The organism is Emcibacter nanhaiensis (assembly GCF_006385175.1).
GTDB lineage: Bacteria > Pseudomonadota > Alphaproteobacteria > Sphingomonadales > Emcibacteraceae > Emcibacter > Emcibacter nanhaiensis.
Genome location: NZ_VFIY01000018.1, coordinates 1 through 19,137, shown reverse-complemented (window position 1 = coordinate 19,137; position 19,137 = coordinate 1). Strand labels below are relative to the sequence as shown.

Below are 19,137 nucleotides of genomic sequence, written 5' to 3'. Positions count from 1 at the left end.
GGCATGGGATTTGCCGAGGCAGACCTTGCTGCCATCTGGCTGACGGTTCGGATCGCGACGACGGTAACGCTTCTGTTGCTGTTGATCGGTACGCCCATTGCCTGGTGGCTGGCGCGAACCAGGTCCTGGCTGAAAGGTCCTGTCGCGGCGATTGTCGCCCTGCCGCTGGTGCTGCCGCCGACGGTGCTTGGTTTTTACCTTCTGCTGGCCATGGGGCCGGACGGCCCGCTCGGCGCCTTGACCCAGGCGCTGGGACTGGGGCTATTGCCCTTTACCTTCTGGGGGCTGGTGGTGGCCTCGGTCTTCTATTCCCTGCCGTTTGTGGTGCAGCCGCTGCAAAACTCCATGGAGACATTGGGGGACAAACCGCTGGAGGTGGCGGCCACCCTGGGGGCGGGACCCTGGGACCGGTTCTTCACGGTTGTTGTCCCCCTGATCAAGCCGGGTTTTCTCACCGCTGCCGTACTCGGCTTTGCCCATACGGTCGGTGAGTTTGGTATTGTGCTGATGATCGGCGGCAATATTCCCGGTGAAACCCGCATGGTGTCCGTACAGATCTACGACTATGTGGAAGCGCTGGAGTATGCCGATGCACACTGGCTGGCCGGGGCCATGGTGCTGTTTTCCTTCCTGGTGCTGCTGGCGCTTTATGGATTTAATCGCGGCCGTTCCGCATCTGTCCGCCTGTTCGGAGGCAGAAAATGACGATGGCGCCGGTGATACAGTCATGCTTCAGGCTTGACCGCGGGCAGGCGGGTGAGTTTCAGCTGGACGTTGATCTGAGATTGCCCGGTCAGGGGGTTTCTGTTCTGTTTGGCCCATCCGGTTCGGGGAAAACCACACTTTTGCGCTGCATGGCGGGACTGGAACGGGTTCCCGGCGGCGTCATGCGTCTCAGTGACCGGGTCTGGCAGGACGGGAATATATTCATTCCGGTGCATAAAAGGAAAGTCGGCTATGTTTTCCAGGAAGCCAATCTTTTCCCCCATCTGACAGCGCGGGGAAATATTAACTATGCTCTCCGCCGGTCGGCGACAACGGCAGAAAAGGACGAGTTCGAAAAGGTTATTTCACTGCTCGGGCTTTCCCGTTTTATGGACCGTTATCCGGCAGCCCTGTCGGGCGGCGAGAAACAGCGGGTGGCCATCGCCCGGGCGCTGTTGATCCGGCCCGACCTGCTGCTGATGGATGAACCGCTTGCGGCCCTGGACCAGGGCCGTAAACAGGAGATCCTGCCCTATCTCGAACACCTCAGGGAGGAACTCAGCCTGCCGGTAGTCTATGTAACTCATTCTCTGCAGGAACTGACCCGCCTGGCCAACCATGTGGTGGTTCTGGAAGAGGGACGCGTAAAGACCGAAGGTTCCTTTCACAGTGTTTTGCAGGACCTGTCCGGATTGACGGGGGAGCCCGGGGAAGACGTCGGCACGATAATCGAGGGATCTGTTGTCGAACGGGAGCCGGAATGGCAACTGATGACCGTGGCGTTTCCCGGCGGCAGACTCTGTGTACAGGACAGGGAAGGTACAGAAGATGTCCGGCTCAGGGTGCTGGCGCGGGATGTCAGTATTGCACTTGGCAATCAGACTGACAGCAGTATCCTGAACCGCCTGCCAGCAGAAATTGATAAAATTGAAACCAGGCCCGATGAAGCCCTTGCCATGGTTTACCTGAAAGCCGGTGAGACAATCCTGCTGGCGCGCCTGACTCGCCGTTCGGTGGCGGAACTTGGGCTGGCCGCGGGCATGAAGGTCTGGGCTCAGATCAAATCGGTTGCTGTCGTTCAGTAAAGCCGCTGTCAGTTTTGCAAGTCTTTGGGGGCAATTGTCCGCTGGTCTCTCGGGATCATGTAATAGAGACCATACATCAACAGCGAGACATTGGTGCCATCCTCCGAAAAAGGCAGGCCGAGGGCATAATATCCGAGAAAAGATTTTTCTGACCAGACCAGGTCGCCCTCATAAAGATAGGGTTTCCTGTTCTCCACCAGCCAGTTCCATCGTTCTTCCATCGCTGTTGTGCCAGGCACCTCGTCAAGATATTTGCCTGTAGAGTCACGGGACATGGCGCGGGTTACGGCGGTGCCGATCAGACGGAAACGGTACCTGCGCGGGGCCTGTTCAACATCGGCCAGCAAAATATTGGGTAACAGGGTTGGCACGTCGGCAGGATTGAAATCCTTGCGCGCGGGCATCAATTTATCGCCCTTTATTTTTTGCCAGTGAAGGAAAAGTTCCTTCAGCTCCTCCTGCGGAATATCCGAGGCTTCCAGAGGGTGTTTGAACATTAAAACCTAACCTGTGAACAATACTTTCAGTTACAAATATCTCTGTCTAGCAGCTACAGGTTAACGGAAAAATAACATTCTGGACGTGGGGGGAAATCTGTATCTGCTGCTTGGGAGGAGAGGGGCGCCGGTCCTCAGGGCATAATGGTTCGCTCGTCACCCGGGAACAGATAATACATGCCATACATGATAAGGCTGACGTTTTCACCATCTTCAGAAAACGGCAGCCCGAGGGCAAAATAGTCGAGAAAGTTTTTCTCCGACCAGACCAGCTGTCCCTTGTAAAGATAGGGGACCATGTTTTCCACCAGCCAGTTATAGCGTTCCTTCATATTCTCCATGCCCGGAATCTCATCCATATATTTGCCGGTGACATCCCGTCCCATGGCTTTTACGGTGGCGGACCCTACCAGCCGGAAACGGTAACGCCGGGGACTGCTCTCCACATCTACCAGCGAGATATGTGGCAAAAGGCGTGTCGCCGCCGCGGGATTAAAATCCTTGCGGGTGGGCATGAATTTTTCACCTTTTATCTTTTGCCACAGGCGCAAAAGTTCCTTCAGTTCTTCGGGGGGAATATCTTCTGGTGTGACAGGTGACTTGAACATCTATACAACTAGTTGGCAGGTGCCGTTTCCGCTCTTCTGTTTTTAAGTGTTGCGAGTTTATCAGCTTTTCCTGAAGGAGAGAATTTTTTTTCGTTACTATTTCATCAGCCGGGGTAAGCCCCGTAAACGACAGGTTGTTCTTGCATGGCCTCGGAACTGGAAAAACAGTTTCGTTGAGTGTCAGGAGAAGTGTTTGGGCAGCTCTGCTCTCATTCTATGGGAAAGCGGGTTCTTTGCTCGCTTGGAAAATAATAGACCAGCCCCCACATGATGATGTCGACCCTCTTGTCATCGTCTGATAACGGCAGTCCCAGGGCAAAATACTCCAGATATGATTTCTCGGACCAGGCCAGCTGTCCGGTATAGATATAGGGGGTTTTATTCTCTACGATCCATTGATATCGTTCCAGGACAACCGACATTTGTGGAACGTCGTTGACATACCTGCCTGTCAGATCGATCCCCATGGCTTTCACGGTCTCTGTGCCGACCAGCCGGGTGAGATAACGACCACTGTCCTGTTCCACATCCACCATGACTATATGGGGCAGAAGGCGCGGTACATCGCTGGGGCGGAAATCCTTTCTTGACGGCATGGATTTTTCGCCTCTGATTTTGTTCCAGTATATGAACAGGTCCCGAAGGGCTTTTGGTTCAATGTCTGAAAGTTCAATGGGGGATTTGAACATTTAAGTCCCCGCCTCCGCAGTATGTTTGTCCCTGAATTATTTTAGTGGGTTAGAATTTAAGTTAAAGTAAATATTGTATGAATTCGGTTTTCCTCTGTGCAGGACATTACCAACTTGTTGTTTTTATCCAGGTTTGTGCATTTGCGCTGTCAGGAATACCATCGTTCCGGGTGGTCGTCTGGCAAATAGTAATCGGTTCCGTACATCAGGATATTCACCTTTTTACCATCGTTGGAAAAGGGCAGCGCAAGGGTGCAATAATCCATATATGATTTTTCCGACCACACCAGTTTTCCCTGATAATAATAGGGAGTTCCGTTTTCAGAAATCCAGTCGAACCTCTCCTGAACGGCGGAAAGTGAGGGGATTTCATCAAGGTATTTTCCGGTGAAATCAAACCCCATGGCTCTGACGGTTTCCGTGCCCACCAGGCGGGTGAAATAACGGTAGGGTTTTTTGTCGCTGACGTCGAAGAGGACAATATGTGGCAGGACCGCCGGAAGTTCTTCCGGATGAAAATCTGCACGGCTCGGCATGGGTTTATTGCCCCTGATTTTTTGCCAGTATATGAAAAGCTCTTTCAGATGATCCGGTTTTATATCTTCAGCAACAACCGGTGATTTATACATTATGCTCCATCCCATGTTCACTTTCTTCGATGAACAGATAATACACCCCGAACAAGAGTATGTTTACATTTTTATCGTCATCAGAAAAAGGGAGCGCAATACTATAGTAGTCCAGGAAGTCCTTGTCAGACCATTTGAGCGAACCCCTGTAGAGGTAGGGTTCCTTATGTTCTACCAGCCAGGTAAACCTTTTGATCGCACCGGATAGTTGAGGTGTCTCCTCAAAATATCGGCCGGTTGGGTCGAAACCGAGAACCCGGGTGTTTTCTGTGCCGGCCAGCCGTGTGCGGTAGCGACGCGGATTTTCTTCGACATCGATCAAGGTGATGTAGGGTAACAATGATGGCACATCCGATGGGTTAAAATCCTGTTTGGCAGGCATTTTGCGGTCCGCCCTTATCTTTTGCCAATAGCTGAATAGTTTTTGAAGAGGCTCCGGCTCGATATCGGATAGTTTTACAGGTGACTTGAACATTACTCGCAGTATTCCAGAGATGTTGGCCCCTAATTTTTATCTTTAAGTAGTTTAGCTGGTATAAGGTATACAATAATTAAACATCAGAAGACAGTAATACATTGATTTTGTCTCTGTATGTGCAGATTTTCCATGCAGCAAACGGATTTTAGATGGGCAACATCCCGCAGAAACCTGAAACCCGCCTCTTTAACGGGTGTCGGGAGAATAGTTGAAAACCCCGTACATGATAAAGTTTACATTTTCCATGTCATCGGAGAAAGGCAAGCCCAAGCCCTTGTAATGAAGATATTCCTTGTTAATCCATTCAAGCGAGTCAATGTAGAGATAGGGTGTTTTGTTCTCCACCAGCCAACTTTGGCGTTTCATGAATTCGTCGAATTCGGGACGCTCGTCTGTATAAGCCCCTGTTATGTTCAATCCAAAGATCTCAGTAATCTTTGAACCGACCAGTCGAGTACGGTACCGTCGGGGATTTTCTTCAACTTCAAAGAGGGCGATATAGGGAAGAAGTTTAGGGACGGCCGCTGGCGAGAAATCCGCTTTGGCTGGCATATCCCGCTCTCCCCTGATTTTCTGCCAATAGTTGAACAGTGCTTTCAGGGGAGCCAGATCTAAATCTGAGTTATCTATAGGCGATTTGAACATATTTTTCGGTGGCGGCAGATACACAAAAAACTTCTGAGTCCGATTTTGACCGGACATCATTCAAAGTCCATTGTACAACACAATTACTCAAGCACTGAAGATTATTCTCTAAAAAAGAAAAATGCGTTTATCTTCTTGGCAACTATTAGATTTTACAGCGAAAACAAAACAGGTTATAAAATCTGACACATTTGTTGGAGTGAGGAAGCATGAACATCAAGTCTGGGCAGAGGGTCTTGTCCAAAAAGACTGCGGTAGACAATATTTATGAAATCCTGAAGGAACGGATTATCGCCGGGCAGTATCCGGCCGAGACACGTTTGCGTCAGGATGCGCTGGCCAAGGACCTGGGGACAAGTCGTATTCCCGTTCGCGAGGCGTTGTTTCTTCTGGAAGGCGATGGCCTGGTCGAATTTCAGCCTCACCGGGGGGCGGTAGTAAAACCTCTGAGCGTTGACGAAGTCCGTGAATTGTTCCGTCTCCGCGCCATGCTTGAATGCGATATGCTGGAACATGCCATTCCCAATATGACCGACAAGGACATCGAGGATGCTGAAGACGCCCTGGCCGTATATGACAAGGCTGTGGACTCCGGTGTGAACACCGCCAGCTGGTCCGAGCTCAACTGGAAATTCCACTGGACACTGTACAGCCCGGGCAATACGCCGATCACCATGGCGCTCTGCCGTTCCCTGCATGACAATACGGATCGCTACCAGCGACTGCAGATTTCCATGGAAGGGCAGGCGGAAAAGGGGCGTGAGGAACATGCCGACATCCTGCAGGCCTGCCGCGACCGGGACGTAGAAAAAGCAACCCGCCTCATGGCCGAGCATATCCTGACGGTCGGAGATATTGTTACCGACTTTATTTCCGCCAACCAGGACGGGGCGACTAAAGGGGACTAATCCCCTATCTTTGCCACAACTTTTTCGGCAATGGCCAGGGAACTGGTCAGGCCCGGGGATTCAATTCCCATCAGGTTGACAAAGCCCTGGAGGCCGTGATCCCGTGGACCCTGGATAATGAAATCCTGGCTGGCGATGTCCGGCGCGACCACCTTGGGGCGGATGCCGCTGTAGGCAGGCTGCAGCCGGTTTTCATCCAGGCCCGGCCAGTATTTGCGGATTGAGTTCACAAACAGCGGCTTACGGCTTTCATCCACATCGTAATTTTCCTCCGTAACCCATTGAATATCGGGGCCGAATTTGCCCTGTCCACCCAGGTCCGGGGTCAGGTGGGTGCCGAGGCTGCCTTTTGTCGGCACCGGATAGATCAAATGCCGGAACGGCAGTTTCCCGGCATAGGAAAAATAGTTGCCCTTGGCGAACCAGGTGCGCGGGATGGTTTGCGGGTCGAGTTCCCGGAATGTTGAGGCTAGCCGGGTCGCCCCCAGTCCGGCGGCATTGACCAGGTATTGGCAGAGGATTTCAATCCTGTCGCCGGAAGGATCGTCCCGACTGACGATAAAACCGCCACCGGCTGCGGTGGATATTCCCGTCATTTCCGCCCCGTAGGCCGCAACCGTGCCATGAGCCTCCGCATCACCGAGCAGGGCCAGCATCAGTCCGTGGCTGTCGACGATGCCGCTGGAGGGGGAATGGAGCGCGGCCAACACCTCCAGCTCCGGTTCGAGCACACGGCATTCCTGCCTGTTTAAAATTGTCAGGTCAGTAACCTCGCACTGTTCGGCGTTGGCCTTGATGATTTCGAGTTTGGCGATTTCCTCTTCCGTTGTCGCGACCACCAGCTTGCCCGGCATGCGGTAGTCCACATGAAAGTCGTCGCAAAACTGGCGCATCATCCTGTTGCCGCGCACACATAGTTCCGCCTTGAGGCTGTCCGGGGGATAGTATAGGCCGGCATGAATGACTTCGCTGTTTCGGGAGCTGATGCCGGTGCCGAAGGTGTTTTCCTTCTCCAGCAGATAGACCTCATGTCCGGCGCGGGCCAGCGCCCTGGCACAGGCAAGTCCCACCACACCGGCACCGATGACAACGGTATCAACCTCGAAAATATCCATTTATCACCTGTATGCCCTTTTCAGGAATGCTGCAGCTGTGTTAGCGTCCCTGAGATAAAAATGGAGAATAAAATGAAAAGATATCTGTTCGGGATCATAATGTCACTGTCTTTGGCCGCCTGCGGCGGCGAGGACGGCAAGAAACAGGATGTGGTCGATATCGACGCGTCCCGCCTCAAGGAAAATATCAAGATACTGGCCTCTGACGAATTTGAAGGCCGGGCGCCGTCTTCTGTCGGAGAAGAGAAAACCATCAATTTCCTGAAAAAGAAATTTGAGGAAGCAGGCTGGAAGCCCGGCAATGGCGACAGCTATTTCCAGGAACTCGACATGGTGGAAATCACTGCATCTCCCGATGCGGTCATGACCATCTCCCAGGAGGCGGGGGACCAGACACTTGAGTATGGTCCGGGATATATGGCCTGGACCAAACGGGTTGTTGGCGAAGTTTCCGTAAAAGATTCCGACATGGTGTTTGTCGGTTACGGCATTGTTGCCCCGGAATATGGCTGGAACGATTATGAAGGCCTGGATGTCAAGGGCAAAACCGTGGTCATCCTGGTCAATGACCCGGGCTATGCCACCCAGGATCCGGAGCTGTTTACCGGCAATGCCATGACCTATTACGGGCGCTGGACCTACAAGTATGAGGAAGCCGCGCGCCAGGGCGCTGAAGCGGCAATCATTATTCACGAGACCGCCCCGGCGGCCTATCCCTGGGAAGTGGTGCAGGGCAGCTGGTCCGGCCCGCTGTTCTCGCTGGAAACTGCCGACGGCAATATGAACCGGGTGAAAATTGAAGGCTGGATCCCGGGGGCAACGGCAGAAAAGGTCTTTGCCGCCGCCGGGCTTGACTATGCCGCTGAGAAGGTAGCGGCAACAAAGGCGGAGTTCAAACCCGTCCCCCTCAAGGCCAAAATGTCCCTGGACATGAAAAACAAGGTCCGCCATTCCAAATCCCACAATGTGGTGGCGGTTCTGCCGGGCACCGAGCGGCCTGACGAATATATCATCCACATGGCGCACTGGGATCATCTGGGCAAGGATGAGAGTCTGGAAGGCGACCAGATTTACAATGGCGCCCTGGACAATGCTTCCGGCACAGCGGGACTGATTGAACTGGCCCATGCCTACAAGAATGGTGCGGTAAAGCCGAAACGGTCGATCATGCTGATGGCGGTGACGGCGGAAGAGCAGGGGCTGCTGGGCTCGCAATATTATGGCCAGCGTCCCCTTGTGCCACTCGACAAGACGGTGGCAGCCATCAATATGGATGTGCTGAACTATCTGGGCCCGACCCGGGATGTGACTGTGGTGGGCTATGGCAATTCGGACCTTGACGACTATGTTGTCGCGGCGGCTGAGAAGGTTGGCCGGGTTGTGCGCCCGGATCCGACGCCGGAACGGGGCTATTATTATCGCTCGGATCATTTCAGCCTCGGCAAGGTTGGCGTGCCGGCCCTTTATCTTGATAGCGGGGTGGATTCCATCGCCCATGGCGAGGAATGGTTCCTCAAGCAGGCGGAAGAATATACCGCCAAGAATTATCACAAGCCGTCTGACGAATATTCCGAGGACTGGGATATGTCCGGTGCGGTGGCCGACCTGACGCTGATCTATGAAATCGGTCTCCGGCTTGCCGGCGAAAAAACTTTCCCCAACTGGCGGGAAGGGACCGAATTCCGCGCCATGCGCGATGCCATGATGAAATAATTCAATTGCCCGGGCCGTTGCTCGACAGCGGCCCGGAAAAGCACGATGAAAAAAATAAACTATAATTTCTGGCTGAGGCGTATCCACAAATGGCTCGGCCTGATTGTCGGGATCCAGTTTTTGCTCTGGACACTCAGCGGTTTCATCATGTCCTGGTTTCCAATCGGGGAGGTTCGCGGCAATCACCTTGTTTCTGAAGAACCTGCTCAGACCCTTTCTCCGTCGCAGGACTATGTTTCACCGTCGGTAATTCTGGCCCATTTCGCGGGGCAGGACGTCAGTACTCTTTCGCTGCTCCTCTATCGGGGACACCCGGTTTACCAGGTTGGGGTGGGACAGGATATATTCCTTTTTAATGCCCTGACCGGACTGGATTTTCGTAAAATCGACAAACAAGATGCGCTGAACATTGCTGAGGAGAGATATGCAGGGCAGGGAAAGGTGCGCGCTGTCTCCTGGCTTGAAGAGCCGGTCGGGGAAATCAGCGGTGTCCGGCTGCCGCTGTGGCGAGTGGATTTCGATGACGACATCAACAGCAGCCTGTATATTTCCCCAGATACTGCAAAAATCATTCGGGTCAGGTCAGATATCTGGCGCCGGCACGACTTCTTCTGGATGTTGCATATTATGGATTATGAAGAACGCACTGATATCAATAATCTGCTACTGGTAAGTGCCGCGTCTGTGGGGCTGTTTATTGTTCTGAGCGGTGTAATTCTTATTTTCTATGCGTTCGGAAAACGTGACTTCCGCTGGTTGCTGCGGGGAAAATAAGCGTGGACAAGTTTTGCAAACAGCGTATACCTTTCTTCTTATGAAAAGAGTTCGGCAAGTCATCTCTCTGGCTGTTCTGCTTCTGGTCGCTGTTTCGGCAACCGGGGTTGAGCACAGTGCGGCCAGGGCATGCGAACATGCCGCCGCGGTGAACGCGGCCGGCATGTCGCAGGACATGCCCTGTCACGAAGATATGTCGGACAACAGTGCCGGACACGCCGGGAAAGTCTCCTGTCACTGTGATGCCATGCTGTCCTGCTCCGCTGTTATCTTGCCTGCTGATTTTGGCGGCAGGGAAGCCTTCCACAAGGTTGTCCAGGCCTTTAATCCTGCCGGGAATATTCCGGAGGAATATCTGGCACCTCTCCATTCTCCGCCTCCCAGGACGATGATCTGACCTAAATAATTCAGATCAAATTCCTGGAGCAAAAATATGAAAAATATTTCAGCGCTGATTTTCACCAGCGCGATGTTGAGTTGGCTTCCCGCGAAGGCGGAAGTCGTTGAATATTCTATTGATATTGCAGAGAAGACTGTCAATTTTACCGGTAAGCCGGTCCAGGCCCTGACGGTGGGCGGCGGCATTCCCGGGCCAACCATTGAAGCCCGGGAAGGGGATACCCTCAGGGTCACCTTCCATAACAAAATGGACGTGGAAAGTTCTATCCACTGGCACGGGGTTCTGCTGCCCAACGATCAGGACGGCGTGCCGTATCTGACTACTCAGCCGATCGCTGCGCACAGCAGTTTTACCTATGAATATCCTGTCATTCACAGCGGCACCTACTGGTATCATTCCCACACCGGACTACAGGAACAGCGCGGCGTCTATGGCCCGATAGTTTTCCACCCGAAAGAGGAAAAATACCGGGTCGATCATGATCTGGTGATGGTGCTGTCCGACTGGACCGATGAAAATCCAAACCAGGTGATCCGCAACCTGAAACGCGACGGGGACTATTATGCCGTGAAGAAGGACAGCGTGCAGTCCTGGGACCGGGTGCTGGCCCATGGCTGGCAGGCGGTGAAAAACCGCCTCGACGGTTCCTGGAACCGCATGGGGCCCATGGATATTTCCGATGTGGGTTATGATCTGTTCCTGATCAATGGCAAGCCGGTTTCAGAGCATCACATCATGCCCGGTGAAAAGATCCGCCTCAGGGTCATCAACGCGGCGGCATCCAGCTATTTCAATGTGGAATTCGCCGGTGGCCCGATGACTGTGGTCGCTGCCGACGGGGTGGATGTCAAACCCTTCCAGGTCAAGCGGTTGCGCACAGCCATTGCGGAAACCTGGGATATGATTGTCGAAATTCCTGACCACGGGGCCTATGAATTCCGCGCCACCTCCGAGGACGGGACCGGATATGCTTCTGCTTATCTTGGACATGGCGAGAAGGTGGTAGCGCCCGAGGCACCAGCCCCTGATCCCTATGTCATGTCTCACGGCGATCATGGCGGCATGGAACATGAATCCATGAACCACAGTCAGATGGAACAAAAAGGCATGGACCATGGAGCCATGGGGCATGGGAATATGGACCATAGCCAGATGGACCACAGTCAAATGGGGCACGGCTCAATGATGATGAGCCAGCCGGCTGAACCTGTTGTCCCTTACATGACCGATTACAGCCGTCTCGAGGGACTTGAGGATACCAGCCTCAGGAATGCCGGTCCGTTGCGCGAAGTGAATTTGTTGCTGACGGGAAATATGGAGGACTATGTCTGGTCCTTTGACAACAAGGTCTTGTCTGCAGCGGACCAGATCCTGATCCGCAAGGGGGAAAGGGTCCGTTTTGTCCTCAAAAACGAAACCATGATGCATCATCCGATCCATCTGCATGGTCATTTTTTCAGGGTGCTGAACGGCAGGGGCGATCGCAGCCCCTTGAAACATACCGTCAATGTTCCGCCGATGGCGACGGTGATTATCGAGTTTGACGCCAATGAGGAAAAGGACTGGTTTTTTCATTGCCACAATCTCTACCACATGAAGGCCGGAATGGCCCGGGTCGTCAGTTACGCCGAAACAAGCCGGCTGACAAAAGAGACAGTGCGGAAAATTTCCGGGGATCGGCACTGGTACAGCTTTGCCGACCTGTCGGCCCAGAGTCATGTGGCGACGGCGAAAGTCTGGACCAGGAACAGTTACAATATGTTGTCCGCCATGGTCGAGGCGGATTATGACGGCGCTTATGAAGGCGAAATTGCCTATAGCAGGACCATTGACCGGTTTTTGAAACTTTACGCCGGCGGCTGGTTCGAGCGTGAACAGGAAGACGGGAACTGGCACGAGCGAAATGTGTCCATGATTGGGGCCCGCTATGTGTTGCCTCTGTTGATCGAAGCAGACCTGCGGGTTGATACAAAGGGGCATGTTCGGTTCGCGTTGGCAAGTGAAGTACAGCTTACACCCAGATTATCTTTTGAATGGTCCTGGGATACCGATGACGAGTGGGAAACCCTTCTTGAATATGAAATCAACAAGCGGATATCACTGGTCGGCGGTCACATGTCCCGTTTCGGTGCCGGCGGTGGTCTTCTGGTGAAATTCTAGCGGGACCTATCTTGCACAATTCTGGCACTGGGTTACTGAGGGATCCAGTGCCAGTCGTTCCTGTTCGATTTCCTCACCACAGGTCAGGCAAAAGCCGAATTCATCCTCTTCCATGCGGGCAAGGGCGGATTCTATCCGGCGCAGTTCCTGAAGCCGGCGACGTGTAACTTCCTTTGACATGGCCTGGGCCTGCAGGGCGTTCATCCGCGACAGGCGCCCCACTTTGCTTTGGTCGAGTTCAACAGTCGCCCGGCCGTCTTCAGAGATGGCGAGAAGCTCTTCCAGGTTTTTTTTCATTTCCAGAAGTTTTTGTCGGTAGATCTCGATATCCATATTTCGCACCCGGTTCCCGGAGATATTTGTATATCCCCGCTCATCTGCCAAGCTTAACGGATTGTTAGGTGCTTGGTAACTATATAATAATATAGTTGTAATATTGTGTTGTGCTTATAAAGTAGTAACCGTTCACGGTTTCAAAATAATAAAAACATCAGGTCAGTGTATGCGTATTTGGGCAGGTTTCAGTCATGGCAGCGGAAGTTAGACATATCTTTTTTGAAGAGTCCGAACTCATTCGGGCGCTGATGAAATATTCCCTGGTGAAGAAGCAACCGATTGAATTCGGCGACATCAAAGGCCTAATCGTCAACAATGCCGGCTCTGTTTCCGCAACGCTGATGGTCAAGAAAATCAGCAACGAACCACCCGTGAAGATCGAATTTCCGATGCCTGAACTGGCTGCAGCACTTATGCTGTTCTGCCGCGAGACAGGCATAGTCCTTCCCCGTAAAGCGGTGAAAAGCCTGAATGTGGATGAAGACCAGGTTTTTATGACCCTGATTGTAAATGAACGCACGGTTATCGGGGGCGAGAAGATGGACCGTCTCACCCGTAAATATGCAAGCATTGGGGCAGCGCGGAAAGGCGCCTAGGACCATATGTCCGGGCGACCCGAAAACCAATAGCGGCCACTGGCCGCTTTTTTATTTTGCGCGGATCATTTGAATTTTCACAAATAACGTATAGCCTGTGACAAAAATAAGGATCTCTGGTTGAAGGAAACGTCAATGGTGCCCGGTAATCTTTGCTGCAGGAAGTTGTTTCTGCTGTGCTTTAGCGTCCTGTATCTTGGCGCGGCTCCGGCTTGTGCGACGGTCGAAAAACTGTTGATTGTCCCTGATCATCCGGTGACGGGCGGCCGGGCTATTCCCCTGACCCTGCTGGTGATGAACAACTCCTCCGCCGACAGGCAGGAACATCGGATCGAACAAAATATCCAGGTCTACCTCGAATATGGACTGTATAGCCAGGTCGGGCAGCTGCAGCTATCCGGCCAGGAACAGGCCGGCAGCCTGATCCTTGATCCGGGCAGTTTCAGAAAAATAGAATACTTCCTGCTGCTGCCGGCAGACATCAGGCCCGGGCCGTTGAAAATTATTCCGGCAGAAGGCGACGGCAACAGCCCCTTCCTTATGGTAGGAGTCGCAAAAACAGGACAGCAGGAAATACAAAAGGCGGAGGATGCTGACCAGGAGCCGGAGGGGAAATCCCGGGGCGATCGGGAACAGGACGACAAAGAGGACGAATATATCGTTCTCGGCCCGAAGGATATAGAGGACCTGCAGGAAGAGAAGGGGCTCTATTTCGACAATCTCTCCCCCTATGAACCATCCTATTTTCTGCTCGGCGGTGACAGTTTTAACGCGAAATTTCAGATCAGTTTCAAATACCGGCTGTTCGGAGCAGACCGAAATGAAGCGCCTGTCAACCGCTCCTGGATCGAAGGTCTCCATTTTTCCTATACTCAGTTGAACTTCTGGGATTTGGCAGCAGCCTCGAAACCGTTCGCAGACACCAATTTCAAACCGGAGTTTTTCTATCTCTGGGAAGATGTAGGCGACGGATTCCTGTCTGAAGATACCCGGCTGGATCTGCAATTCGGGTTTTTGCATGAATCAAACGGCCGGGGAGGAGAAGAATCCCGCAGCATAAACACGCTCTATGTGCGTCCGGCGGTGACGTTTGAGTTTGACAATGGTTACAGCCTGGAGCTGGAAGCCGGAGTTCACACCTATGTAGGGGATCTGTCGGACAATCCCGATATTATCGATTACAGGGGCCATACGAATTTTGTTGCCAGGTTCGGGAAGCTTGACGATTTCCAGATCGCCGCCGCCCTGAGGGGAAATTTCCAGACCGGGCGGGGATTCTTAAGCCTTGATTTTACCTATCCGCTGAACAAACTGTTTATCAATCATCCGGACCTGTATTTCCAGGCCCAGCTGGTCACCGGGTATGGAGAGAAAATGCTTTCCTATAACCGTGAGGAAACCCGGGTGCGGTTCGGCATTGGGATAGCTCGATAAATCTAGTCGTTATCTTTGTAAAATCTAGTCGTTATCTTTGTAAATGTGCAGGCAGCAAAAGATGATCGAGACATCCTCGCCATTTTCGGAAAAGGGCAGGACCAGGGCCGAATAAATTCGGCGGTCCCGTGAAGACCAGATAAACTCATCCTTGCTGAAATAGGGCTGCTTGTTTTCGAGGATCCAATCAAATCGGGAAACGACCTCGGCGGCATCTCTGAAGCTTGAGGCGGATTGACCGGTATTGTCCTTGCCGGTCAGTTCCGTGATATTGGTGCCGATGAGTCTGATGGTGTAATCCCGGGGGGTATGTTTCACATCGATCAGCATCAGATTGCCCAGCGCATCCGGCACATGCAGGGGGTTAAAATCCTTGCGCGCCGGCATTGTCCTGTCGCCTCTGATCTCGTGCCAATACTGCAAAATTGTATTTTGATAGTCGCTGGTCAGATCATCAGTCGTAAAATCAATAATGAAATTACTCACTGGTTCCCCTTTAAAACTCGTACAACGTCTTCCCGCCAAATGCCGGAAGTTTTTTTTAACTTATTAACAAAGAATAACTTCTCCGACAGCCCTTACCCCGTCGGCAAATAGTAACAGGTGTGAAATTGTTCGCCCAAATCGTTAACAAAAAGTTAATTTTGCAGTGCTGCGACGCATTTTGTTAAGATATTGATAAGAATCAAGATCTTAGCGTTTGTGTGTTTTCGGAATACATTCATTGGGATAAATGAACTTCGTCGATGCCGACGGAATCGGGAAGGATCGGTTGTTGAAACGACAGTCCGAATCTCTTTTGAATGGCTGACCCGTTTAGGGTATATTCAGATTGAAAAAGAGGGGGAGGGGGAATCCATGTGGCGCCTGGCTTTGGCCGTTTCTTTCATTGTCGTTGCAGGCTGTAGCCGAACGGTTGTACACCTGAATGACCAGTTTCTGGATGAACAGGAAATAAAGGAACTTGTTCGCAGTTTCGAAGACAGTGGATTTGCGGTAGTACGCAGGCAAAATCACTATCCTGAAACCATTTACCGCAATACTTTGATCTATTTCCCTTCCGGTGGCAGTGAGAAGGCACTTGCAAAAATCCAGGCCATACTTCTTGGAAAGGGGTATGGCACATTTGATCTGGCATATGCCTCCAGGGGCAATCACAGTTATACCAAGTCAAATGTCGGGGTTTATATACTGCCGAAATCAGGTCAGGTTCCGCATGAAGATCAGAACCTGCTGGATATCCCATCCAGAGAGCCGTTTGTGCCATCCCTCTCTGATTCAGAACTTGTCAGTCGTGAGTGCAAAGGGGTCGCCATACTGGACATGCTCTCCGGCGGACAGTTTCAACTGGACAGTATGTCAGAACCTCCATCTTTTCCGCCTGAAAAGGGACGTTGGCAACAGGTTGGCGAGGACGGTGTCATATTGTCAACAAAGGAAGCGAAAGTGCTCTTCAACTTGCGGCGCACCGTGTTGGACCGGGACGATTTTAGACAACATCAGGTTATACTTGAACCACGGAAAGAAGGTGGGGCGCCTTTGGGGTGCCGGTTCAGCTTTTCGGTGCGTGAATACAAACAATGGCGGACATCGGATGAGCGCCATGGAAACTGACGGGGAAAGGCGGAAAGTGGTGCCCCCACACGGACTCGAACCGCGGACCTACTGATTACAAATCAGTTGCTCTACCAACTGAGCTATAGGGGCTTCCTTACGGAAAGTAGGCGCAACCTAGTGCGGCTTTGTTTCAAAATCAAGCCAAATTTTCATGTCGGCCGGAATTTTAACGGCAAAGCTTCAGTCGCGTGAAAACTCATAGAGCGCCACGGCGGCGGCGTTGGAGACATTGAGGCTTTCAACCCGCTCACTGATCGGCAGTTTGACGAGGGCGTCGCAATGGTCCCTGGTGCCTTTCCTCAGGCCCTTGCCTTCGGCCCCCAGCACCAGCACGATATTGTTGCCGAAATCAGCTTCGGCCACGGTCTGTTCCGCATAGCCGTCAAGACCGAGGCGCCAGTACCCCATCTCCGCCAGCTGGTCGAGGGCGCGGGACAGGTTGGTGACCCGCACCCAGGGGATCAGTTCCAGGCATCCGGAGGCGGACTTGGCCAAGGTGCCCGATTCCGGCGGCGCGTTGCGGTCCGGTGTAACAATGGCCTTGGCGCCGAAGGCCGCGGCCGACCGGATAATGGCGCCCACATTATGGGGGTCAGTGACCTGGTCGAGAACCAGAATGAGGTTCTTGGCTTCTTCAACGATGGCGCAGGCCTCGTCCAGATGTCGACCCGGCAGGGGAGAACATTTGAGGGCGATCCCCTGATGCAGGCTGCCTTCGGGCAGGAGCTTCTCGAACTCCTCCGCGCCCACCAGTTCGGGGTGTGGCGACGGTACGCCATCCAGCAGCTCGGCAAGCTCCTCGCGATATTGATCGGCGTTCTTGCGGGAGACGAGCAGCCGGTGCTTCTGTCGTTCCCGGTTCGCCAGCGCTGCCATAACGGGATGCCGGCCGAACAGCCACAGGCCGCCGCCGGCAGCCGGTATCTGTTTGTCCCGCTCGGGAGCCGGTTTCATCCGGCGCGGCGATTTGGGTCCGGCACTGCCATGGCGGCTTTTACGAGGGTTTGTTTTTTTGCTCATCCGGAAAGCTATAGGGCAGGAAGAAGGCGAGGGCAACTGGTTTGATCGCAGGATGACGGTTGGGCTTGTTTTTCTTGTGCAGAGCGAAAAAAAACGAGAAGTTGGGATTTCTTTCAAAATAACGTTGACATCGTGCCAGAAATGTCCATATTGCGGCTTCACAACTGCCCTTCAAGGGGCGGTCGAATCCACTCCTGGAGGGGTGGCTGAGCGGTCAAAAGCAGCGGACTGTAAATCCGCCGGGTTTCCCTACGCAGGTTCGAATCCTGCCCCCTCCACCATTTCCCCGATCCGGTTGCAAGGGGGACGTGGACTGGGTATGGGCGGGTGTAGCTTAGTGGTAAAGCCCCAGCCTTCCAAGCTGGTTACGAGGGTTCGATTCCCTTCACCCGCTCCAAAAAAAAATACCGGAATGAAATGGCATCAGTTGATGCGTCTGTTTAATGGGGTGAATGCGGCTCGACGCCCATTTGCTGGCTTAAAATTGGAAGAAGCTCCTGCGGGTGATGCCGGGCGCTGATTTTTAGGTGGTTTAGAAATGTCAAAAGAAAAGTTTGAACGCACGAAGCCGCACTGCAATATTGGGACTATTGGTCACGTTGACCATGGTAAGACCACACTGACTGCGGCGATCACAAAAGTACTTGCCGATGCCGGTCACGGCAAAGCGGTTGATTTTGCGAACATCGACAAGGCTCCTGAGGAGCGCGAGCGCGGTATTACGATTTCCACGGCCCACGTTGAGTATGAGACGGACAAGCGTCACTATGCTCACGTTGACTGCCCGGGTCATGCTGACTATGTGAAGAACATGATCACCGGTGCGGCGCAGATGGACGGCGCGATTCTTGTTGTGAACGCTGCTGACGGCCCGATGCCGCAGACCCGCGAGCACATTCTTCTGGCCCGTCAGGTTGGCGTTCCGGCCCTGGTTGTATTCCTGAACAAGGTTGACCAGGTTGACGACGAAGAGCTGCTTGAGCTGGTTGAGATGGAAGTTCGCGAACTTCTGAATGAATATGAATTCCCGGGTGACGATATTCCGATCATTGCCGGTTCTGCGCTTGCCGCCCTGGAAGGTCGTGACGACGCCATCGGCAAAGACAAGATCCTGGAACTGATGGACGCTGTTGACGAATATATCCCGCAGCCGGACCGTCCGAAGGACCAGCCGTTCCTGATGCCGATCGAGGACGTGTTCTCCATTTCCGGTCGTGGTACTGTTGTGACCGGCCGTGTTGAGCGCGGTATCATCAATGTGGGCGAGGAAGTTGAGATCGTGGGCATCAAAGACACCACGAAAACAACTGTTACCGGCGTTGAAATGTTCCGCAAGCTGCTGGATAGCGGTGAAGCCGGCGACAACATCGGTGCGCTGCTGCGTGGCGTTGGCCGTGAAGAGGTTGAGCGTGGCCAGGTTCTGGCCAAGCCGGGAACCATTACCCCGCACACCAAGTTCAAAGCCGAGGCTTACATCCTGACCAAGGAAGAGGGCGGTCGTCATACCCCGTTCTTCACCAACTACCGTCCGCAGTTCTACTTCCGTACCACTGACGTGACCGGTATTGTGCATCTTCCGGAAGGCACCGAGATGGTTATGCCGGGCGACAACGTGACCGTTGACGTCGAGCTGATCGCCCCGATCGCCATGGACGAAGGTCTGCGTTTCGCCATCCGTGAAGGCGGTCGTACCGTCGGCGCCGGCGTCGTAGCCTCAATTATCGAATA

At 53.0% G+C, this 19,137-nt stretch carries 21 protein-coding genes and 3 tRNA genes; 13 read left to right on the top strand and 11 right to left on the bottom strand.

Going from position 1 to position 19,137, the window contains the following annotated elements; genetic code table 11:
- Positions 1–3: 3 nt before the first annotated feature.
- Together modB and modC are read left to right on the top strand one after the other, a co-directional pair.
- Positions 4–705 (top strand): molybdate ABC transporter permease subunit, encoded by a 702-nt coding sequence (modB, locus tag FIV46_RS14145; RefSeq protein ID WP_139941581.1) that lies wholly within the window; start codon positions 4–6, stop codon positions 703–705.
- Positions 702–1,790: a molybdenum ABC transporter ATP-binding protein gene (modC, locus tag FIV46_RS14140; protein ID WP_139941580.1), complete on the top strand. Its 1,089-nt coding sequence runs from the start codon at positions 702–704 to the stop codon at positions 1,788–1,790. The genes modB and modC overlap by 4 nt, the downstream gene beginning before the upstream one ends.
- Positions 1,791–1,798: 8 nt before the next feature.
- On the opposite strand, the gene FIV46_RS14135 is transcribed toward modC, so the two are convergent.
- The 6 genes from FIV46_RS14135 to FIV46_RS14110 form a co-directional block, all read right to left on the bottom strand.
- Positions 1,799–2,287 carry a PAS domain-containing protein gene (locus tag FIV46_RS14135; protein ID WP_139941579.1) on the bottom strand — a complete coding sequence of 163 codons (489 nt, stop codon included), beginning with the start codon at positions 2,285–2,287 and terminating at the stop codon, positions 1,799–1,801.
- 134 nt (positions 2,288–2,421) lie between these two features.
- A complete protein-coding gene (locus FIV46_RS14130; RefSeq protein ID WP_139941578.1) occupies positions 2,422–2,895 on the bottom strand; it encodes a PAS domain-containing protein in 474 nt (157 codons plus the stop codon).
- Between the two features lie 209 nt (positions 2,896–3,104).
- Entirely contained in the window at positions 3,105–3,584 is a 480-nt protein-coding gene (locus tag FIV46_RS14125; RefSeq protein ID WP_139941577.1) for a PAS domain-containing protein, read from the bottom strand.
- 149 nt (positions 3,585–3,733) lie between these two features.
- Positions 3,734–4,213: a PAS domain-containing protein gene (locus FIV46_RS14120; protein ID WP_181163250.1), complete on the bottom strand. Its 480-nt coding sequence runs from the start codon at positions 4,211–4,213 to the stop codon at positions 3,734–3,736.
- The gene (locus FIV46_RS14115; protein WP_139941575.1) at positions 4,206–4,688 is read right to left on the bottom strand and encodes a PAS domain-containing protein; all 483 of its coding nucleotides are present in this window, start codon (positions 4,686–4,688) and stop codon (positions 4,206–4,208) included. Before FIV46_RS14115 ends, FIV46_RS14120 begins: the two co-directional genes overlap by 8 nt.
- Positions 4,689–4,877: 189 nt before the next feature.
- Positions 4,878–5,393, bottom strand: coding sequence for a PAS domain-containing protein (locus FIV46_RS14110; protein WP_219846138.1), 516 nt, complete (start codon positions 5,391–5,393; stop codon positions 4,878–4,880).
- Between the two features lie 179 nt (positions 5,394–5,572).
- On the opposite strand from FIV46_RS14110, the gene FIV46_RS14105 reads away from it, so the two are divergent.
- Positions 5,573–6,244: a GntR family transcriptional regulator gene (locus tag FIV46_RS14105; RefSeq protein ID WP_219846137.1), complete on the top strand. Its 672-nt coding sequence runs from the start codon at positions 5,573–5,575 to the stop codon at positions 6,242–6,244.
- Here the strand turns inward: FIV46_RS14105 and FIV46_RS14100 are convergent.
- Complete coding sequence (locus FIV46_RS14100; protein WP_219846136.1) at positions 6,241–7,359, bottom strand: NAD(P)/FAD-dependent oxidoreductase; 1,119 nt, start codon at positions 7,357–7,359, stop codon at positions 6,241–6,243. The two genes, FIV46_RS14105 and FIV46_RS14100, sit on opposite strands and share 4 nt — an antisense overlap.
- A gap of 72 nt (positions 7,360–7,431) precedes the next feature.
- On the opposite strand from FIV46_RS14100, the gene FIV46_RS14095 reads away from it, so the two are divergent.
- The 4 genes from FIV46_RS14095 to FIV46_RS14080 are packed head-to-tail and all read left to right on the top strand — an operon-like array spanning position 7,432 to position 12,406.
- Positions 7,432–9,072 (top strand): M28 family metallopeptidase, encoded by a 1,641-nt coding sequence (locus FIV46_RS14095; protein WP_139941572.1) that lies wholly within the window; start codon positions 7,432–7,434, stop codon positions 9,070–9,072.
- Between the two features lie 45 nt (positions 9,073–9,117).
- The gene (locus FIV46_RS14090) at positions 9,118–9,846 is read left to right on the top strand and encodes a PepSY domain-containing protein (RefSeq protein WP_139941571.1); all 729 of its coding nucleotides are present in this window, start codon (positions 9,118–9,120) and stop codon (positions 9,844–9,846) included.
- Between the two features lie 40 nt (positions 9,847–9,886).
- Positions 9,887–10,243, top strand: coding sequence for a hypothetical protein (locus FIV46_RS14085; RefSeq protein ID WP_139941570.1), 357 nt, complete (start codon positions 9,887–9,889; stop codon positions 10,241–10,243).
- A 36-nt stretch (positions 10,244–10,279) separates the two neighbouring features.
- Positions 10,280–12,406, top strand: a complete 2,127-nt coding sequence (locus FIV46_RS14080) for a multicopper oxidase domain-containing protein (RefSeq protein WP_139941569.1) — start codon at positions 10,280–10,282, stop codon at positions 12,404–12,406.
- Between the two features lie 6 nt (positions 12,407–12,412).
- Here FIV46_RS14080 and FIV46_RS14075 read toward each other — a convergent pair whose 3' ends face one another.
- Positions 12,413–12,739: a TraR/DksA family transcriptional regulator gene (locus FIV46_RS14075; RefSeq protein WP_139941568.1), complete on the bottom strand. Its 327-nt coding sequence runs from the start codon at positions 12,737–12,739 to the stop codon at positions 12,413–12,415.
- Positions 12,740–12,933: 194 nt separating this feature from the next.
- Here FIV46_RS14075 and FIV46_RS14070 point away from each other — a divergent pair, with 194 nt between their 5' ends.
- Together FIV46_RS14070 and FIV46_RS14065 are read left to right on the top strand one after the other, a co-directional pair.
- Complete coding sequence (locus FIV46_RS14070) at positions 12,934–13,338, top strand: hypothetical protein (RefSeq protein WP_139941567.1); 405 nt, start codon at positions 12,934–12,936, stop codon at positions 13,336–13,338.
- A gap of 120 nt (positions 13,339–13,458) precedes the next feature.
- Positions 13,459–14,772: a phospholipase A gene (locus FIV46_RS14065; protein ID WP_139941566.1), complete on the top strand. Its 1,314-nt coding sequence runs from the start codon at positions 13,459–13,461 to the stop codon at positions 14,770–14,772.
- Between the two features lie 24 nt (positions 14,773–14,796).
- Here the strand turns inward: FIV46_RS14065 and FIV46_RS14060 are convergent, their stop codons facing one another.
- On the bottom strand, positions 14,797–15,258 hold the full coding sequence (locus FIV46_RS14060) for a PAS domain-containing protein (protein ID WP_181163249.1): 462 nt from the start codon (positions 15,256–15,258) through the stop codon (positions 14,797–14,799).
- A 372-nt stretch (positions 15,259–15,630) separates the two neighbouring features.
- Between FIV46_RS14060 and FIV46_RS14055 the strand changes: the two genes are divergently transcribed.
- A complete protein-coding gene (locus tag FIV46_RS14055) occupies positions 15,631–16,386 on the top strand; it encodes a hypothetical protein (RefSeq protein ID WP_139941564.1) in 756 nt (251 codons plus the stop codon).
- Positions 16,387–16,403: 17 nt separating this feature from the next.
- On the opposite strand, the gene FIV46_RS14050 is transcribed toward FIV46_RS14055, so the two are convergent.
- Positions 16,404–16,479: transfer RNA gene (locus FIV46_RS14050), tRNA-Thr, on the bottom strand.
- 90 nt (positions 16,480–16,569) lie between these two features.
- Positions 16,570–17,409 carry a 23S rRNA (guanosine(2251)-2'-O)-methyltransferase RlmB gene (gene rlmB, locus FIV46_RS14045; protein WP_219846135.1) on the bottom strand — a complete coding sequence of 280 codons (840 nt, stop codon included), beginning with the start codon at positions 17,407–17,409 and terminating at the stop codon, positions 16,570–16,572.
- A gap of 196 nt (positions 17,410–17,605) precedes the next feature.
- Between rlmB and FIV46_RS14040 the strand changes: the two genes are divergently transcribed.
- The 3 genes from FIV46_RS14040 to tuf form a co-directional block, all read left to right on the top strand.
- A tRNA-Tyr gene (locus FIV46_RS14040) sits at positions 17,606–17,690 on the top strand.
- Positions 17,691–17,732: 42 nt separating this feature from the next.
- Positions 17,733–17,806 (top strand) — tRNA-Gly (locus tag FIV46_RS14035).
- Positions 17,807–17,947: 141 nt separating this feature from the next.
- The coding region (gene tuf / locus FIV46_RS14030; RefSeq protein ID WP_139937772.1) for an elongation factor Tu at positions 17,948–19,137 on the top strand (1,190 nt) is incomplete at its 3' end.

Excerpts from the sequence above, each read along its gene's own strand:
- modB (WP_139941581.1), top strand. The coding sequence starts at position 4 with ATGGGATTTGCCGAGGCAGACCTTGCTGCCATCTGGCTGACGGTTCGG.
- modC (WP_139941580.1), top strand. The coding sequence starts at position 702 with ATGACGATGGCGCCGGTGATACAGTCATGCTTCAGGCTTGACCGCGGG.
- FIV46_RS14135 (WP_139941579.1), bottom strand. The coding sequence starts at position 2,287 with ATGTTCAAACACCCTCTGGAAGCCTCGGATATTCCGCAGGAGGAGCTG.
- FIV46_RS14130 (WP_139941578.1), bottom strand. The coding sequence starts at position 2,895 with ATGTTCAAGTCACCTGTCACACCAGAAGATATTCCCCCCGAAGAACTG.
- FIV46_RS14125 (WP_139941577.1), bottom strand. The coding sequence starts at position 3,584 with ATGTTCAAATCCCCCATTGAACTTTCAGACATTGAACCAAAAGCCCTT.
- FIV46_RS14120 (WP_181163250.1), bottom strand. The coding sequence starts at position 4,213 with ATGTATAAATCACCGGTTGTTGCTGAAGATATAAAACCGGATCATCTG.
- FIV46_RS14115 (WP_139941575.1), bottom strand. The coding sequence starts at position 4,688 with ATGTTCAAGTCACCTGTAAAACTATCCGATATCGAGCCGGAGCCTCTT.
- FIV46_RS14110 (WP_219846138.1), bottom strand. The coding sequence starts at position 5,393 with ATGTCCGGTCAAAATCGGACTCAGAAGTTTTTTGTGTATCTGCCGCCA.
- FIV46_RS14100 (WP_219846136.1), bottom strand. The coding sequence starts at position 7,359 with ATGGATATTTTCGAGGTTGATACCGTTGTCATCGGTGCCGGTGTGGTG.
- FIV46_RS14095 (WP_139941572.1), top strand. The coding sequence starts at position 7,432 with ATGAAAAGATATCTGTTCGGGATCATAATGTCACTGTCTTTGGCCGCC.
- FIV46_RS14090 (WP_139941571.1), top strand. The coding sequence starts at position 9,118 with ATGAAAAAAATAAACTATAATTTCTGGCTGAGGCGTATCCACAAATGG.
- FIV46_RS14085 (WP_139941570.1), top strand. The coding sequence starts at position 9,887 with ATGAAAAGAGTTCGGCAAGTCATCTCTCTGGCTGTTCTGCTTCTGGTC.
- FIV46_RS14080 (WP_139941569.1), top strand. The coding sequence starts at position 10,280 with ATGAAAAATATTTCAGCGCTGATTTTCACCAGCGCGATGTTGAGTTGG.
- FIV46_RS14075 (WP_139941568.1), bottom strand. The coding sequence starts at position 12,739 with ATGGATATCGAGATCTACCGACAAAAACTTCTGGAAATGAAAAAAAAC.
- FIV46_RS14070 (WP_139941567.1), top strand. The coding sequence starts at position 12,934 with ATGGCAGCGGAAGTTAGACATATCTTTTTTGAAGAGTCCGAACTCATT.
- FIV46_RS14055 (WP_139941564.1), top strand. The coding sequence starts at position 15,631 with ATGTGGCGCCTGGCTTTGGCCGTTTCTTTCATTGTCGTTGCAGGCTGT.
- rlmB (WP_219846135.1), bottom strand. The coding sequence starts at position 17,409 with ATGAGCAAAAAAACAAACCCTCGTAAAAGCCGCCATGGCAGTGCCGGA.